Source organism: Mesorhizobium sp. B2-1-3 (assembly GCF_006442495.1).
Classification (GTDB): Bacteria; Pseudomonadota; Alphaproteobacteria; order Rhizobiales; family Rhizobiaceae; genus Mesorhizobium.
Genome location: NZ_VFWL01000005.1, coordinates 233,004 through 249,194, shown reverse-complemented (window position 1 = coordinate 249,194; position 16,191 = coordinate 233,004). Strand labels below are relative to the sequence as shown.

The 16,191-nt window shown below is 62.7% G+C and carries 12 protein-coding genes; 8 read left to right on the top strand and 4 right to left on the bottom strand.

All coding sequences use genetic code 11. The annotated features are described in order from the left end of the window. Nucleotides 1-104: 104 nt before the first annotated feature. From cysD to cysQ, 3 genes are read left to right on the top strand one after another with little or no spacing between them, the layout of a single operon-like run. Nucleotides 105-1,010 (top strand): sulfate adenylyltransferase subunit CysD, encoded by a 906-nt coding sequence (gene cysD, locus FJ973_RS11880; RefSeq protein ID WP_140555886.1) that lies wholly within the window; start codon nucleotides 105-107, stop codon nucleotides 1,008-1,010. A 2-nt stretch (nucleotides 1,011-1,012) separates the two neighbouring features. Next, on the top strand, nucleotides 1,013-2,950 hold the full coding sequence (gene cysN / locus FJ973_RS11875) for a sulfate adenylyltransferase subunit CysN (protein WP_181170895.1): 1,938 nt from the start codon (nucleotides 1,013-1,015) through the stop codon (nucleotides 2,948-2,950). Between the two features lie 10 nt (nucleotides 2,951-2,960). Then, a complete protein-coding gene (gene cysQ / locus FJ973_RS11870) occupies nucleotides 2,961-3,752 on the top strand; it encodes a 3'(2'),5'-bisphosphate nucleotidase CysQ (RefSeq protein WP_181165144.1) in 792 nt (263 codons plus the stop codon). Nucleotides 3,753-3,762: 10 nt separating this feature from the next. Here the strand turns inward: cysQ and FJ973_RS11865 are convergent, their stop codons facing one another. The 4 genes from FJ973_RS11865 to FJ973_RS11850 form a co-directional block, all read right to left on the bottom strand. Next, nucleotides 3,763-4,905, bottom strand: a complete 1,143-nt coding sequence (locus FJ973_RS11865) for a DegT/DnrJ/EryC1/StrS aminotransferase family protein (RefSeq protein WP_140555882.1) — start codon at nucleotides 4,903-4,905, stop codon at nucleotides 3,763-3,765. A gap of 495 nt (nucleotides 4,906-5,400) precedes the next feature. Then, entirely contained in the window at nucleotides 5,401-6,324 is a 924-nt protein-coding gene (locus FJ973_RS11860; protein ID WP_140494831.1) for a carbohydrate kinase, read from the bottom strand. Then, nucleotides 6,321-6,767 (bottom strand): RbsD/FucU domain-containing protein, encoded by a 447-nt coding sequence (locus FJ973_RS11855; protein WP_140514913.1) that lies wholly within the window; start codon nucleotides 6,765-6,767, stop codon nucleotides 6,321-6,323. Before FJ973_RS11855 ends, FJ973_RS11860 begins: the two co-directional genes overlap by 4 nt. Further along, nucleotides 6,768-7,994, bottom strand: a complete 1,227-nt coding sequence (locus tag FJ973_RS11850) for an ROK family protein (RefSeq protein ID WP_140520761.1) — start codon at nucleotides 7,992-7,994, stop codon at nucleotides 6,768-6,770. A 229-nt stretch (nucleotides 7,995-8,223) separates the two neighbouring features. On the opposite strand from FJ973_RS11850, the gene FJ973_RS11845 reads away from it, so the two are divergent. The 5 genes from FJ973_RS11845 (at nucleotide 8,224) to glgB (ending at nucleotide 16,188) form a co-directional block, all read left to right on the top strand. Next, nucleotides 8,224-9,240 (top strand): sugar ABC transporter substrate-binding protein, encoded by a 1,017-nt coding sequence (locus FJ973_RS11845; RefSeq protein ID WP_181165177.1) that lies wholly within the window; start codon nucleotides 8,224-8,226, stop codon nucleotides 9,238-9,240. 156 nt (nucleotides 9,241-9,396) lie between these two features. Next, nucleotides 9,397-10,458 carry an ABC transporter permease gene (locus FJ973_RS11840; protein WP_140494823.1) on the top strand — a complete coding sequence of 354 codons (1,062 nt, stop codon included), beginning with the start codon at nucleotides 9,397-9,399 and terminating at the stop codon, nucleotides 10,456-10,458. Then, complete coding sequence (locus FJ973_RS11835; RefSeq protein ID WP_140495053.1) at nucleotides 10,455-11,237, top strand: ATP-binding cassette domain-containing protein; 783 nt, start codon at nucleotides 10,455-10,457, stop codon at nucleotides 11,235-11,237. The genes FJ973_RS11840 and FJ973_RS11835 overlap by 4 nt, the downstream gene beginning before the upstream one ends. A gap of 131 nt (nucleotides 11,238-11,368) precedes the next feature. Next, nucleotides 11,369-13,837: a glycogen/starch/alpha-glucan phosphorylase gene (locus FJ973_RS11830; RefSeq protein ID WP_140555881.1), complete on the top strand. Its 2,469-nt coding sequence runs from the start codon at nucleotides 11,369-11,371 to the stop codon at nucleotides 13,835-13,837. Nucleotides 13,838-13,941: 104 nt separating this feature from the next. Beyond that, on the top strand, nucleotides 13,942-16,188 hold the full coding sequence (gene glgB / locus FJ973_RS11825; protein ID WP_140494818.1) for a 1,4-alpha-glucan branching protein GlgB: 2,247 nt from the start codon (nucleotides 13,942-13,944) through the stop codon (nucleotides 16,186-16,188). Nucleotides 16,189-16,191: the final 3 nt, after the last annotated feature.

Genomic DNA, 16,191 nt, shown 5'->3' with positions numbered 1-16,191 from the left:
CGCAAGAATAACATTGTCCAGAAGCAAGCTTGAACCGGGCGGGAAGCCCGATGATTTGATGCCAGGTCTTCTGTCGGAAGGCACGAGAGAACGCTAGACAGGCCATGACAACAGCGCTTACGCACCTGCAGCGGCTTGAGGCCGAGTCAATCCACATATTCCGTGAAGTCGCGGCCGCCTTCACCAAGCCGGTCATGCTCTATTCCGTAGGCAAGGATTCGTCCGTGCTGATGCACCTGGCGATGAAGGCATTCTATCCCGCCAAGCCGCCCTTTCCGTTCCTTCATGTCGACACAACTTGGAAATTTCGCGAGATGATCGCCTTTCGCGATCAGATGGCGCAAAAACTCGGTTTCGATCTCCTGGTTCACGTCAACCAGGATGGCGTGCGCGACAACATCAATCCCTTCGATCATGGCTCGAACACCCACACCCATGTGATGAAGACCGTGGCGCTGCGCCAGGCGCTCGACAAATACGGTTTCGATGCCGCCTTTGGCGGCGCCCGCCGCGACGAGGAAAAGTCACGCGCCAAGGAGCGCATCTTTTCCTTTCGCAACGCCCAGCACGTCTGGGATCCGAAGAACCAGCGTCCCGAAATGTGGAAGATCTTCAACACCCGCATCGCCACGGGTGAATCGATCCGGGTCTTTCCGCTGTCCAACTGGACCGAGCTCGACATCTGGCAGTACATCCTGCAGGAGAACATCCCGATCGTGCCGCTCTATTTCGCCAAGCAGCGGCCGGTCGTGGAACGCGATGGCATGCTCATCCTCAAGGACGACGATCGCATGAAATTGCGCCCCGGTGAGACGATCGAGAATCGGCTGGTGCGCTTCCGCACGCTCGGCTGCTATCCGCTGACCGGCGCCATCGAATCGGAAGCAGACACGCTGGAAGCTATCGTCGGCGAGATGCTGACCGCGCGCACCTCCGAACGGCAGGGCCGCCTGATCGACCGGGATGAAGCCGGCTCGATGGAAAAGAAGAAGCGCGAGGGGTATTTCTGACCATGCGCCACATCATGGCAAAGAGCCTCGCACCTACCGACGGCGTCCGCGACTATCTGGCGGCGCAGGAGAAGAAATCGCTGCTGCGCTTCCTCACCTGCGGCTCCGTCGACGATGGCAAGTCGACGCTGATCGGCCGCCTGCTGTCCGACACCAAGCAGATTTTCGAGGACCAGCTCGCCGCGCTCGAACGCGATTCGCGCAAGCACGGCACGACCGGCGACGACATCGATTTCGCACTGCTGGTCGACGGTCTCGAAGCCGAGCGCGAGCAAGGCATCACCATCGACGTCGCCTATCGCTTCTTCGCCACGCCAAAGCGCAAATTCATTGTCGCCGACACGCCCGGCCACGAGCAGTACACGCGTAACATGGCCACCGGCGCGTCCACCGCCGACCTGGCGATCGTGCTGATCGATGCGCGGCAAGGCGTGCTGCGCCAGACCAGGCGCCACTCGATCATCGCCTCGCTGCTCGGCATCCGCCATATCGTGCTGGCCGTCAACAAGATCGATCTCGTCGATTTCGACCAGGCGGTCTTCGACCGGATCACGCAGGACTATCTGCAATTTTCGCGCGATCTCGGCTTTGAGACCATCGTGCCGATCCCGATGTCGGCGCGCTACGGCGACAACGTCACCGGCCGCTCCGACAGGATGGAATGGTATTCCGGCCCGACGCTGATCGAACATCTCGAAACCGTTTCGGTCGACGAGGCCGCGGCCGAGCTGCCGTTCCGTTTTCCGGTGCAGTACGTCAACCGCCCCAATCTCGATTTTCGCGGCTTCGCCGGAACGATCGCCTCGGGCGCGATCTCGCAAGGCGACGAGGTCGTCGTCGCCAAGTCGGGCAAATCCTCCCGCGTCAGGCGCATCGTCGCGCAGGGTGGCGACCTCGCCCAGGCGGTTGCCGGCCAGGCCATCACGCTTGTCCTCGATGACGAGGTCGAGATTTCCCGGGGCAACATGCTGGTGGCGCCTGCGGCACGCCCGCAGGTCGCCGACCAGTTCGCCGCCAACATCGTCTGGTTCGACGAACATGCGCTGCTGCCGGGCCGCTCCTATATCCTGCGCACCGAGACCGACCAGACCAGCGCTACCGTCACCGACCTGAAATACCGGGTCAATGTCAATGACTTCGCCCGTGAAGCTGCCAAGTCGCTCGAGATGAACGAAGTAGGCATCTGCAACATCTCGACGCGCACGCCGATCGCTTTCGACACCTTCGCCGAGAACCGTACAACCGGCGCGTTCATCCTGATCGACCGCATCAGCAACGCCACGGTCGGCGCCGGCATGATCCTGCATTCGCTGCGCCGTGCCGAGAACATCCATTGGCAATCGCTCGATGTCGGCAAGCGGGTACGTGCCGACATCAAGAACCAGCGGCCCGCCGTGTTCTGGTTCACGGGGCTGTCGGGCTCGGGCAAATCGACCATCGCCAACCTGTTCGAGAAGAAGCTGTTCGCCTCCGGGCGCCATACCTACATTCTCGACGGCGACAATGTCCGCCACGGCCTCAACCGCGATCTCGGCTTTACCGACGCCGACCGCGTCGAAAACATCCGCCGCGTCGCCGAAGTGGCCCGCCTCATGGCCGATGCAGGGCTGATCGTCATCGTTTCCTTCATTTCGCCTTTCAGCGCCGAGCGGCGCATGGCCCGCGAATTGATGGCCGAAGGCGAGTTCATCGAAGTGTTCGTCGACACGCCGTTCGAGGAATGCGCCAGGCGTGACCCGAAAGGCCTCTACGCCCGCGCGCTCAATGGCGAGATCAAGAATTTCACCGGTGTCGACTCGCCTTACGAAGCGCCGGAAAAACCGGAAATCCATCTGAAGACGCTCGGCAAATCGGCCGAGGAGATGGTAGATGCCCTGGAACACTGGCTGAACGAGCGTGACATTGCCGAAGACCAATACGACAATGGCGGCGGCATCTGACGACAGGTCGATGCTCGAAATTTTCGAGGGGCTCGCTTTGGCGGCCGGCCGCGAGGTCATGCGTGTGTTCCACGCCGGCTGCGCGGTCGACCAGAAATCAGATTCCTCGCCGGTGACCGAGGCGGACCGCGAGAGCGAGAAGATCATTCTGGCCGGATTGCGTGCGGCCTTTCCCGACATTCCCTGCGTGGCCGAGGAGGAAGCATCCGCCGGCATCGTGCCGCCGGACCTGGACGGGGCTTTCTTCCTGATCGATCCGCTGGACGGCACCAAGGAATTCGTCAATCGCCGCACCGATTTCACCGTCAACATCGCGCTTGTCCGCCACGGCGTGCCGGAAGTCGGCGTCGTTTTCGCGCCCTGCACGGGCCGGTTCTTTTCCGGGCTGCCGGGCAAGGCGGAATTCCTCGAAATAGATGGCGACTTCCGCATCGTCTCTCGCCGGCCGATTTCGGTGAGGGCGGCTGCGACGCCGCTGGCGGTGGTTGCGAGCCGCTCCCACAACACGCCCGAAACCGAAGCCTATATTCGTGACCTAGGCATCGCCGAGATCGTCTCTGTCGGCTCGTCGCTGAAATTCTGTCTGGTCGCCAATGGCGAGGCGGACATTTATCCGCGCTTCGGTCGTACCATGGAGTGGGATACCGCAGCCGGCGATGCCGTGCTGCGCGCCGCGGGCGGCATCACGCGCACGTTGGATGGACAGCCCTTGATGTATGGCAAGCGAGACCAGGGCGGCGATGCGGATTTTGCCAATCCGCATTTCATCGCCAGCGGCAGGGCAGGGGCAAGCTCCGCCTGAAGCCGGCTGGTTACTCGGCCGCGGCCTGCGCCGAGTTCGATCCGATATAGTTGCGGATCGTCTCGATGATCCGGTCCTGATCGGCTTCGCTGAGATAGGGATGCATCGGCAGGCACAGGATGCGCTTGGGCAATTGCTCGGATACGGCAAGGCCGGTCGGCGTTCTCGGATAGTCGCGATAGGCGGTCTGCTCGTGCAGCGGCTTCACATAGTAGATGACCGACGGAATGCCTTTTTCGCCGAGATGCGCCTTCAGCCCGTCGCGCTTGGGCGTCTCGATGGCGTATTGCGCCCAGGCCGAGCGGCTGCCGTCCAGGTTGCGGGCTGCCGTGACGACATCAGCAAGCCCTTCGGCATAACGGTTCGCCACCATTTGCCGGGCAACCATCTCGTCCTCGAGAATGGCGAGCTTTTCGATCAGGATCGCGGCCTGCAGCGTGTCGAGCCGTGAATTGATGCCGACCCGGATGTTGTCATATTGCGTCTCGCCCTTGCCGTGGAAGGCGAAGGAGCGCAGCTTGTCGGCCAAGGCGTCGTCGTTGGTGAACATCGCTCCGCCGTCGCCGTAGCAGCCGAGCGGCTTCGCCGGATAGAAACTGGTCGAGCCGACCGTGCCTAACGACCCGCACATCTTGCCGTCCGCCGAACCGCCCATCGATTGGGCGGCATCCTCGATCACCATCAGGCCTTCTCGGTGGGCGATCGCCATGATGGCATCGTAGTCGGCGGCAAGGCCGAAGAGGTCGACCGGAATGATCGCCCTGGGCTTCAGCCGGCCTTCTTTCTTGATCATCGTGATCGCCGCCTCGAGGCTGGCGATGTCGATGTTGTAGGTCTTGGGATCGACGTCGACGAAAACCGGCTCGGCCTTGGCCAGCGCCACCACTTCCGCCGTGGCGGCAAAGGTGAAGCTCGGAACGAACACGGCATCGCCCGGGCCGATCCCGGCGGCGAACAGCGGCAAAAGCAGTGCGTCGGTGCCGTTGGCGCAGGCCACGACGTGCTTGACGCCGACATAGGCGGCGAGCTTTTTCTCGAATTCGGCTACCTGGGGACCGAGGATATAGCGGCCGTCCTCGACGACATGGTCGATCGCGGCCTTCAGCCGGTCGCGGATTCGTTCGCGCTGTGCGCCAAGATCGATGAACTGCATGTCGTCCTCAAACGATTTTAACCGGGCGGTCTGGCCTCGACCCGCTGGTATCAGAATTGCGCCTGCCGAGAAAGCCGGGCGCGCGGAGCGACAAATTGCCCGGTCGTGGCAGTCTGTTACCGCATTTTTCGGTGTCGGTCAGCCGGACGCCGGAAATCCGGGATTCGTGCGGCGCAATTACGGCCTTATAACCCCAGAGTCGACCCTGCTAAACATAAAGTGATCGGCCGGCTCAATCCATGTTGGGCCTTACCACGGCCCGAACTTGGGTCAGCCAAGGCCTGAGAACGGCCAGTCCGCAGTGCGGCAACTATCCGAAGATAGGAATTTTTTCTTGACGGGGTGAAGGCAACTATGCTACATATCTACCTATGGTGCTGAGTTGCGCCAAGGACCCGCCGCACAGGCGGGTTTTCTTTACTGTCTCATCAACAGCGCGCCGGCGAAGGTTCCAAGGAACCTGTTAATTTGGATTCGTTTCCTCTGGCGCGCCACTCAGGCGATCTCATGGCGCCAGGGCGGATTGGCGCCGGCCCGCGATACCGTCACCGCCGCCGCTTTGGCGCCGAGTGTCAGGGCCGCACGGATGGCGTCCTCGGAAAGGCCTGAAATCGCCGCTTTCGTTAGCCGGCCCTGCTCATGCAGCGAGGCGAGGATGCCGGCATTGAACGTATCACCGGCGCCGACCGTATCGACCACCTCGACTTTTCGCGGCGTTACGCTGACCGTGTGGTCCCTGGTGTAGCCGACGGCGCCTTCGCTGCCATGGGTGACGACGATCAGCTTGGGTCCGCGGTCGAGCCAGTTGCGCACGACGTCCTCGTGCGAGCCGGCTTCGTCGAACCAGTGAAGATCTTCATCCGAGAGTTTCACGATATCGGCCATCGCCATCATCTCGCGGATACGCTTCAGATGCTTTGCCTTGTCCGGGATGAAGTTCGGCCGGATGTTGGGGTCGAGCATCATGACGCGACGACCATGCTCGCGCTTCATCAATTCCTCGTAGGCGGCCCCCGCCGGGTCCGAAATAAGGCTGATGGCGCCGAACAGCATGGCCTCGATCTCCGGACCAAGTTGCGGCAGATCCTCGCCGGTCAGCATGCGCCCGGCGGTGTTCTCGTCGTAGAAAGTGTAGGTTGCCTGGCCATCGTTCAGCCGCACGAAGGCGAGCGTCGTCGGCCGGGGCGAAGTGTGCGCATAGGTGGAACTGACCTTGCTCGCCCCGAGCGCTTCGCGGAGCTGGCCGCCGAACAGGTCCGACGACAGGCCCGAGAAGAAGCTGGCAGGAGCGCCCAGCCGGCCGAGCGCAATGGCGGTGTTGAACACCGCGCCGCCGACATAGGGTGCGAAGGCCCGTTCTCCCTCCGTCGTCGTGCGCGGCAGCATATCGATCAGGGCCTCGCCGCAGCAAAGGATCATTGTCTTGTCGTCTCCGGCGGATGGATCACGCCCTTGCGGATGATGATGTTGGCGTAGAGCCTGGGTTCGCTGGTCGCGACGATGGCGTGCGCGGCCCTGACGCGTGCATAGAAGTCGGCACCGGCCAGCGCAACCACCTTGCGCCCGGGCGCGCGTTTTGCACACAGCACTTCGATTTCATGATGCACGGGATCGGCGAGCGAGGGGTCGCCCTTGGCCGAGGCGCGAAACAGCGCCTCCGGCACGACGTCATCGACGGGCAGCACGCTCAATATGGCGTCCAGCACCGGAATGAGATGGTGGCCGTCGGCCCGCACCAGCCGCTTTGCCTGCTCTTCGGCCGGGTAGTTTCCATCGACCAGGGCGATTTCGTCGCCATGCCCCATCGCACGCAGGATCGCCAGAAGCTCCGGACCGAGCAGCGCCGGAATTCCGATCAGCATTCAGATGCTCCTGGAAATCGTGGTCGAACCGATCAGGAAGCGCTCGGATAGTGGCAGGCTGGCGCCCCCGAGAGCGCGCGCGTGAATACCGACGGTGCCTTCGCGGACGTTTGGCAGTTTCAATCCCTCGGCATCGACCGTGTCGATGGTTGCGATGACGGCGTCGACCAGCCTGCGGCGCACCTGCGTCGGCATCCAGCCGTCGATCACCGCCGCCTCGAAGTCGATGACGGACGATGCCGCGACGATGGCATAGGCGAGCGCCCGCGAGGCGTTTGTAATCCAGTCGTCGAGCTCGGCGCCGATCTCGCCCCAGTCCTCGGGCGACGTCCACAGATGCGAAGCCTCGACGCCACGTGCATTGAGCGCTTTTTCGAGCATGGCGATCGAAGCCACGTCGATCAATTGGGTCGGCTTTCCCTCCGGTCCGGGCACCGGCATGGAGCCCAGCGCGCCGGCGTTGCCGGTCGGGCCGCCAAAGAGCCGCCCGTTGAGGACGATGCCGCCGCCGGCAAAGGCGCCGATATAGAAATAGACGAAATCACGCGGGGCGCCTGCCTGGCCGAAGACCAGTTCCGCGCCGCAGGCCGAAGTGGCGTCGTTCTGCAGATAGACCGGAAAATCGCATTGCGCCTGGATGTCGGCGCGGATATCGCGATGGCGCCATTCGTCCATGACGTCGCGCGGCGCGCCGGCGGTATCGGCCCAGTTCCAGAGCTCGAACGGCATGGCGATGCCGAGTCCCGCTATGCGTTTGTCCTGCGCGGGCGAAAGCTCGCCACGCATCTTCTTCATGCCTGATGTGACGAATTCCACCGTCTCGCGCGGGGCAGGGTAGCGGTAGGAATGCTGCAGCATCGAACGTACATTGCCGAGGAAATCGATCAGCACGAGTTCGGCGCTGCGGCGGCCGATCTTCAGGCCGATGAAGAACGCGCCTTCGGGATTGAGCGCCATGGGGATGGAGGGCTGGCCGATCTTGCCGCGCAGCGGCGCCTGCCGCAGCAACAGGCTTTCCTCCTCGAGCTCGCGCATGATCACGGAGACGGTTTGCGCCGACAGTCCGGTCATGCGGGCGATGTCGGACTTCGCCAGGCTGCCATGCTGGCGCACCAGCGACAGCACCAGCCGCTCATTGTGGTCCCGCATGCCGCTCTGGTTGGTACCACGGTGAATAAGGCTCTCATTCGCCTCGGGCGAACCATGCCTGGCAGTGGCCGTCTCCACCCCTGTTCCTCCCGTCATTTCCCCTCGAGGCTTCTGGAACAGAATGTGCGAACGGCGCAAGGCTGTCAATAATAAATAAGAGTGATTTAATTATTGACAGAGAGATTGGTCTGGTGTCATTTGAGGCAGGCATCCGTACCGGGAGAGGTTGCTTGGATGCCGGAGGGGTGCCGGTTGGCCGGCATCTGAAATGTTCCACTGGGAGGAAATCGTGACCAATACAAAACTGTTGAAGTCCACCGTTTTTGCGGCGGCCGCTCTGGGCCTGATGGCATTCGCCTCGTCCGCATCCGCGGCCGGTGTCGGCGCCTGCCTGATCACCAAGACCGACACCAATCCCTTCTTTGTCAAGATGAAGGAGGGTGCGACCGCCAAGGCCAAGGAGCTTGGTGTCGACCTCAAGACTTATGCCGGCAAGATCGACGGCGACAGCGAAAGCCAGGTCGCGGCGATCGAGAGCTGCATCGCCGACGGCGCCAAGGGCATCCTCATCACCGCGTCCGACACCAAGGGCATCGTGCCGACCGTGAAGAAGGCGCGTGACGCCGGCCTGCTGGTGATCGCGCTCGACACGCCGCTCGATCCGATCGACGCCGCCGACGCGACCTTTGCCACCGACAATTTGGAGGCCGGCAAGCTGATCGGCGCCTGGGCCGCCGCGACGCTCGGCGACAAGGCCAAGGACGCCAAGATCGGCTTTCTCGACCTGACCCCCTCGCAACCGACCGTGGACGTGCTGCGCGACCAGGGCTTCATGATGGGCTACGGCATCGACGTGAAGGATCCTAACAAGATCGGCGACGAGGATGACGCGCGCATCGTCGGCCATGACGTCACCAACGGCAATGAGGAGGGCGGCCGCAAGGCGATGGAGAACCTTCTGCAGAAGGACAACACCATCAACGTCATCCACACCATCAACGAGCCGGCCGCGGTCGGCGCCTATCAGGCGCTCAAGGCCGTCGGCCTGGAAAGCCAGGTGCTGATCGTCTCCGTTGATGGCGGCTGCCCCGGCGTGAAGTCGGTGGCCGAAGGCGTCATCGGCGCGACATCGCAGCAATATCCGCTGCAGATGGCGGCGCTCGGCATCGAGGCCATCGCCAACTTCGCCAAGGACGGCACCAAGCCGAAGCCGACCGAAGGCAAGAACTTCTTCGACACCGGCGTCAATCTGGTGACCGACAAGCCGGCCAATGGCGTGAAGTCCATCGACACCAAGGAAGGCCTCGCCAAGTGCTGGGGCTGATGCCGGTCTGACTGGCAACGAAAAACGGAGCGGCCGGACTTGATCCCCGGCCGCTTCGGGTGGACGATGGTCGCGTGACCGCGAACAATCCCGGCAGGAGACCGGAAAGGCGTGGACGGGTGTCGCCGCGTGGCTGATACCCTACGGGGAGGAAACATGTCTCAAGCTCAGGAATTCGAGAAGGTTCTCTCAGGCAGCGACACGAGCGTTGCCGCGTTTGACGAGCATAAATCGGCGGTCAGACGCATCCAGCATTTTCTGCATTCGACGCCGGCCGCGGTGCCGCTGATCGTTCTGGTCCTGGCGATCATCGTGTTCGGCCTCACCATTGGCGGGCGTTTCTTCTCGTCCTACACGCTGACGCTGATCCTGCAGCAGATCGCCATCGTCGGCATTCTGGGTGCCGCCCAGACCCTGGTCATCCTCACCGCCGGCATCGACCTTTCGATTGGCGTCATCATGGTGATTTCGGCCGTGATCATGGGCAATTGCGCCGTCAGCTACGGCCTGCCGAGCGTCCTTGCCGTAGCGATCGGACTTGCCGCGGGTGCTGCCTGCGGGCTGCTCAACGGGGTGCTTGTCGCCTACATGAAACTGCCGCCATTCATCGTGACACTCGGCACCTGGAACATCGTCATGGCGACGAACTTCATTTATTCGGCCAATGAGACGATCCGCGACACCGACGTCGACGTTCAGGCACCGCTGCTGCATCTGTTCGCGCTCAGCTTCAAGGTCGGCACCGCTGTGCTGACGGCCGGCGTGATTGCGATGGTCGCGCTCGTGCTGCTCCTTTGGTACGTGCTCAATCACACGGCATGGGGCCGCCATGTCTACGCTGTCGGCGACGACCAGGAGGCGGCGAAACTGTCGGGTATCCAGACCAAGAAGGTGCTCATGACGGTCTATACCCTGGCCGGGCTGATCGCCGCTTTCGCCGCCTGGGTCTCCATCGGTCGCAATGGGTCGATCTCGCCGTCGGCCGCCGTGACCGACTACAATCTGCAGGCGATCACCGCCACGGTGATCGGCGGTATTTCTCTTTTCGGCGGCCGCGGCTCGATCCTCGGCACGCTGTTCGGCGCGATGATCGTCGGTGTCGTCTCCATGGGCCTCAACATGCTGGGCGCCGATCCGCAATGGAAGGTGCTGCTCACCGGCGTGCTGATCATCGGCGCCGTGGCGGTCGATCAATGGATCAGAAAGGTTTCGGCATGACCCAGGACCCTATCCTCACCGCTCGTGGACTGGTCAAGCGCTACGGCCGCGTCACCGCCTTGGACAATGCCGATTTCGACCTCTACCCCGGCGAAATCCTCGCTGTTATCGGTGACAACGGCGCCGGCAAGTCGTCGCTCATCAAGGCGATTTCAGGCGCTGTGGTGCCCGATGAAGGCGAAATCCGGCTTGAGGGCAAACCGGTCGCCTTCAAGTCGCCCATGGAGGCTCGCGAAGCCGGCATCGAGACCGTCTACCAGAACCTGGCGCTGTCCCCAGCGCTGTCGATCGCCGACAACATGTTTCTCGGCCGCGAGATCCGCAAGCCCGGCTTTGTCGGCCAATGGCTTCGCATGCTCGACCGTCCGGCGATGGAAAAGCGCGCCCGCGACAAGCTGACTGAACTCGGCCTGATGACCATCCAGAACATCAGCCAGGCGGTGGAGACGCTGTCGGGCGGCCAGCGCCAGGGCGTGGCAGTGGCGCGCGCCGCCGCTTTCGGCTCCAAGATGGTCATCATGGACGAGCCGACGGCAGCACTTGGCGTCAAGGAAAGCCGCCGCGTGCTGGAACTCATCCTCGACGTGAAGAAGCGCGGCCTGCCGATCGTGCTGATCTCGCACAACATGCCGCATGTCTTCGAAGTGGCAGACCGCATCCACATCCATCGGCTGGGTCGTCGGCTGTGCGTCATCGATCCCAAACAACATACAATGTCCGATGCCGTCGCCTTCATGACCGGGGCAAAGACGCCGCCGGAAGCGGCGCTGGCGGCCTGAACTGCCAAATTGCCGCTGGTAAGTCGCCTCCGGCTTATTTAAATCGATTGAACGTTTGCTGCAATGCGGTAGCATGGGCTGGGATGAATGATGAAAGCCGGTATGATCGTGGCAACCGCACGAGAGGCAGCATGACGCGCACGATGACATCCGACCCCCTCCCGCCACTGCTTGAAAATCCCGACCCCAAGACGCTCGCAAGGGAAGTCTTGATGGCCCTCAAATACAGGGTCGGCAAGGACACCACCGTCGCCACCCAGTACGATTGGCTGACCGCCTCGATCAAGGTCGTGCGCGACCGCATCGTCGATCGCTGGATGCAGGCGACGAAAGAGGCCTACGCCCAGCAGGAAAAGCGCGTCTATTACCTCTCGCTGGAGTTCCTCATCGGCCGCCTGATGCGTGACGCCTTCTCCAATCTCGGCCTGATGGAGAACATGCGCGAGGCGTTGTCGTCGCTGGGTGTGGAACTCGACCTCATCGCCACGCTTGAGCCGGATGCAGCACTTGGCAATGGCGGCCTCGGCCGGCTCGCCGCCTGCTTCATGGAAAGCATGGCCACCGTCGATATTCCCGCGCATGGCTACGGTATCCGCTACGCCAACGGCATGTTCCGCCAGGAGATCCATGACGGCTGGCAGGTGGAATTGCCCGAGACCTGGCTCGATCACGGCAATCCCTGGGAGTTCGAACGCCGCGAACGGTCGTTCGAGGTCGGGTTCGGCGGCTCGGTGGAATCGGTCACCACCAGGGATGGCCGGCTGGAACGCCATGTCTGGAAGCCGACCGAGCATGTGCTGGCCGTCGCCTACGACACACCCGTCGTCGGCTGGCGGGGGAACCGCGTCAACACCTTGCGGCTTTGGTCGGGCATGCCGGTCGATCCGATCCTGCTCGACAAGTTCAATGCTGGCGACCACATCGGCGCACTCGCCGAAAGCAACAAGGCCGACGCGTTGTCGCGCGTGCTCTATCCCGCCGATTCCCACATGGCAGGGCAGGAACTCAGGCTGCGGCAGGAATATTTTTTCTCCACCGCCTCTTTGCAGGACATCGTGCAGCGGCATCTCAGTCAATATGGCGACCTGAAGTCGCTGCCCGACAAGGCGGCAATCCACCTCAATGACACCCATCCGGCGATCGCCGTGCCGGAGCTGATGCGCCTCCTGATGGACGTCCACGGCATGGATTTCGACCGGGCCTGGGACACCACCAAACGCACCTTCGGCTATACCAACCACACGCTGTTGCCGGAGGCGCTGGAAAGCTGGCCGGTGCCGCTGTTCGAGCGGCTTTTGCCGCGCCATATGCAGATCGTCTACGCCATCAACGCGCAGGTGCTGCTCGAGGCGCGCGCCACCAATCAGTTCTCCGGCGAGCAGATCAGCCGCATCTCGCTGATCCAGGAGAATGGCGACCGTCGCGTGCGCATGGGCAATCTCGCCTTCGTCGGCTCGCATTCGATCAATGGGGTCTCGGCGCTGCACACCGAGCTCATGAAGGAAACGGTGTTCGCCGACCTGCACACGCTTTATCCCGACCGCATCAACAACAAGACCAACGGCATCACGCCGCGGCGCTGGCTGATCCAGTGCAACCCAGGTCTGACCGCACTCGCCCGCGAGGCGATCGGCGACCGCTTCCTGGATGACATCGACGCCATCAAGGGGCTCGATGCCTTTGCCGACGATACCGCTTTCCGCGAAAAATTCGCCGGCGTGAAGCGGCAGAACAAGGTGAAGTTGGCCAATCTCGTCGCCGACCGGCTCGGCATCCGGCTTGATCCCTCGGCGCTGTTCGACATCCAGGTCAAGCGCATCCACGAATACAAGCGCCAACTCCTGAACATCCTCGAGGCGGTCGCGCTCTACGACCAGATCCGCTCGCACCCGGAGCGCGACTGGATGCCGCGCGTGAAATTCTTCGGCGGCAAGGCGGCGCCCAGCTACCACAATGCCAAGCTGATCATCAAATTGGCCAACGACGTTGCCAGGGTCATCAACCGCGATCCGGCCGTTCGCGGCTTGCTCAAGGTGGTGTTCGTGCCGAACTACAATGTCAGCCTCGCCGAGATCATGATGCCGGCCGCCGACCTTTCCGAGCAGATCTCGACCGCCGGCATGGAGGCTTCGGGCACCGGCAACATGAAGTTCGCGCTGAACGGCGCGCTGACCATTGGCACGCTCGACGGCGCCAATGTCGAAATCAAGGAGTGCGTCGGCGACGACAACATCTTCATCTTCGGCCTGACCACGGCGGAGGTCGCCGAGCGCCGCAACAATGGCTACGATCCGCGTGGCGTCATCGAGGCATCGCCCGAACTGTCGCAGGCGCTCGCGGCCGTTTCATCGGGCGTCTTTTCGCCCGATGATCCCAACCGCTACCGCGATCTCATCAATGGTCTCTACGACAGCGACTGGTTCATGGTCGCGGCGGATTTCGACGCCTATGCCGCTTGCCAGCGAGACGTCGATGCCGTCTGGCGCAACAGTCCGGACTGGTACGCCAGGGCAATCCGCAACGTCGCGCGCGTCGGCTGGTTCTCTTCCGATCGCACGATCCGCCAATACGCGAAAGACATCTGGAACGTACCTGCCTGATGTGATTGCATGAGGCCACGAACGATGTAGTCCGGGGTGTGAGTTCAAACGCCGAATTTATACCTTAAAACAAACATTTGGTGCCCGGGGAGGGACACTGCCCGATGAGGAAACCGCGCGCGACCGCTGCGACAAGCGGGCCGGACGGATCGGCCCCGGCCAGCGATGTCGCGGCGATTGTCGCCGGCACGCACGGCAATCCGTTTGCGGTCCTCGGCGTCCATGAGGTGGGCAAGAACCTGTTTGCCCGCTGTTTCGTTCCGCATGCGGAGTTCGTCACCGCCTATACGCTGACCGGCATGATTGCTGGTGAACTGTCCAGGCGTGACGATGGCGGCTTTTTCGAAGGCAAGCTGTCGATCAAGAAGCGCCAGCCATTGCGCTATCACGCCAGGAATGCCGGGGGCGACTGGTGGTTGACGGATCCCTATTCTTTCGGCCCGGTGCTCGGTCCGATGGACGATTACTACATTGCCGAGGGCTCGCATCTGAGGCTGTTCGACAAGCTCGGCGCGCATGTCATCGAGCACGAAGGCGCCACCGGCGTGCATTTCGCCGTCTGGGCCCCCAATGCAAGGCGCGTCTCGGTGGTCGGCGATTTCAACGACTGGGACGGCCGCCGCCATTCGATGCGCGACCGCCGCGACACCGGCATCTGGGAGGTATTCATCCCCGATATCGGCGCCGGCAGGCCCTACAAGTACGAGATCATCGGCCCCGATGGCGTAAGATTGCCGCTGAAGGCCGATCCGTTTGCCTTCAAGTCCGAACTGCGCCCGGCGACCGCGTCGGTGACCGCTGCGTCGCCCGCCCATCAATGGGGCGACGAGGCGCATCGCAGTTTCTGGCGCAATGCCGATCCGCGGCGCGAGGCCATCTCCATCTACGAGGTCCATGCCGGCTCCTGGCAGCTTCGCGACGATGGAACGTTTCTGTCATGGGATGAACTGGCCGACCGGCTGATCCCCTATGTCGTCGAGACCGGCTTCACCCACATCGAGTTCATGCCGATCTCCGAACATCCCTATGATCCCTCCTGGGGCTACCAGACGACAGGCCTCTATGCGCCATCGGCGCGCTTTGGCGACCCGGCCGGCTTTGCCCGCTTTGTCGACGGCGCCCACCGTGCCGGCGTCGGCGTCATCCTCGACTGGGTGCCGGCGCATTTTCCGGTCGACGAGCACGGCCTTGTCCATTTCGACGGCACTGCGCTCTACGAGCATGCCGATCCGCGCCAGGGCTTTCATCCCGACTGGAACACCGCGATCTACAATTTCGGCCGCCGCGAGGTGGTGTCGTTCCTGGTCAACAACGCGTTGTTCTGGGCCGAAAAATATCATGTCGACGGCCTGCGCGTCGACGCGGTCGCCTCGATGCTCTACCTCGATTATTCGCGCAAGGCAGGCGAATGGATTCCTAACGAGAAGGGCGGCCGCGAGAACCTCGAGGCGGTCAGCTTCCTGCAGAAGATGAACAAGGAGCTCTACGGCCACCATCCGGGCGTCATGACCATCGCCGAGGAATCGACCTCGTGGCCGAAGGTCTCGGCTCCGGTCCATGAAGGCGGGCTGGGCTTCGGCTTCAAGTGGAACATGGGCTTCATGCACGACACGCTGGAGTATTTCTCCAAGGAGCCGATCTTCCGCAAACACCACCACAACGACCTTACCTTCGGCCTAGTCTATGCCTTCTCGGAGAATTTCGTGCTGCCGCTCTCGCATGACGAGGTCGTGCACGGCAAAGGCACGCTGCTTGGCAAGATGGCCGGCGACGACTGGCAGAAATTCGCGACATTGCGCGCCTACTACGCTTTCATGTGGGGCTACCCCGGCAAGAAGCTGCTGTTCATGGGCCAGGAGTTCGCGCAGCGCCGCGAATGGAGCGAGGCGCGCGCGCTCGACTGGAATCTTCTCGATTTCCGCTCGCATCGCGGTGTCTGGCAGGTGGTGCGCGACCTCAACTATCTCTACCGCTCGCGACCGGCCCTGCACGGCCGCGACTGCGAGCCGGAAGGCTTTTCCTGGCTGATCGTCGACGACAGCCAGAATTCCGTCTTCGCCTGGCTGCGCAGCGCGCCGGGAGGCAATCCGGTCGCGATCATCTCCAATTTCACGCCGGTGCCGCGCGACAACTACCGCGTGCCGCTGCCGAAAGCCGGCACATGGCGCGAGATCATCAACACGGACGCTTCCGAATATGGCGGATCCGGCAAGGGCAATGGCGGCGCCGTCGAAGCGCGGGCGGAGGAAGGGGGCATCTCCGCAACGATGCTCTTGCCGCCGCTGTCGACGATCATGCTTGAACTGGTCGCGGAACAAGCCATGTCGAGACCGGGTAACTTGGGAGGGTAGAAA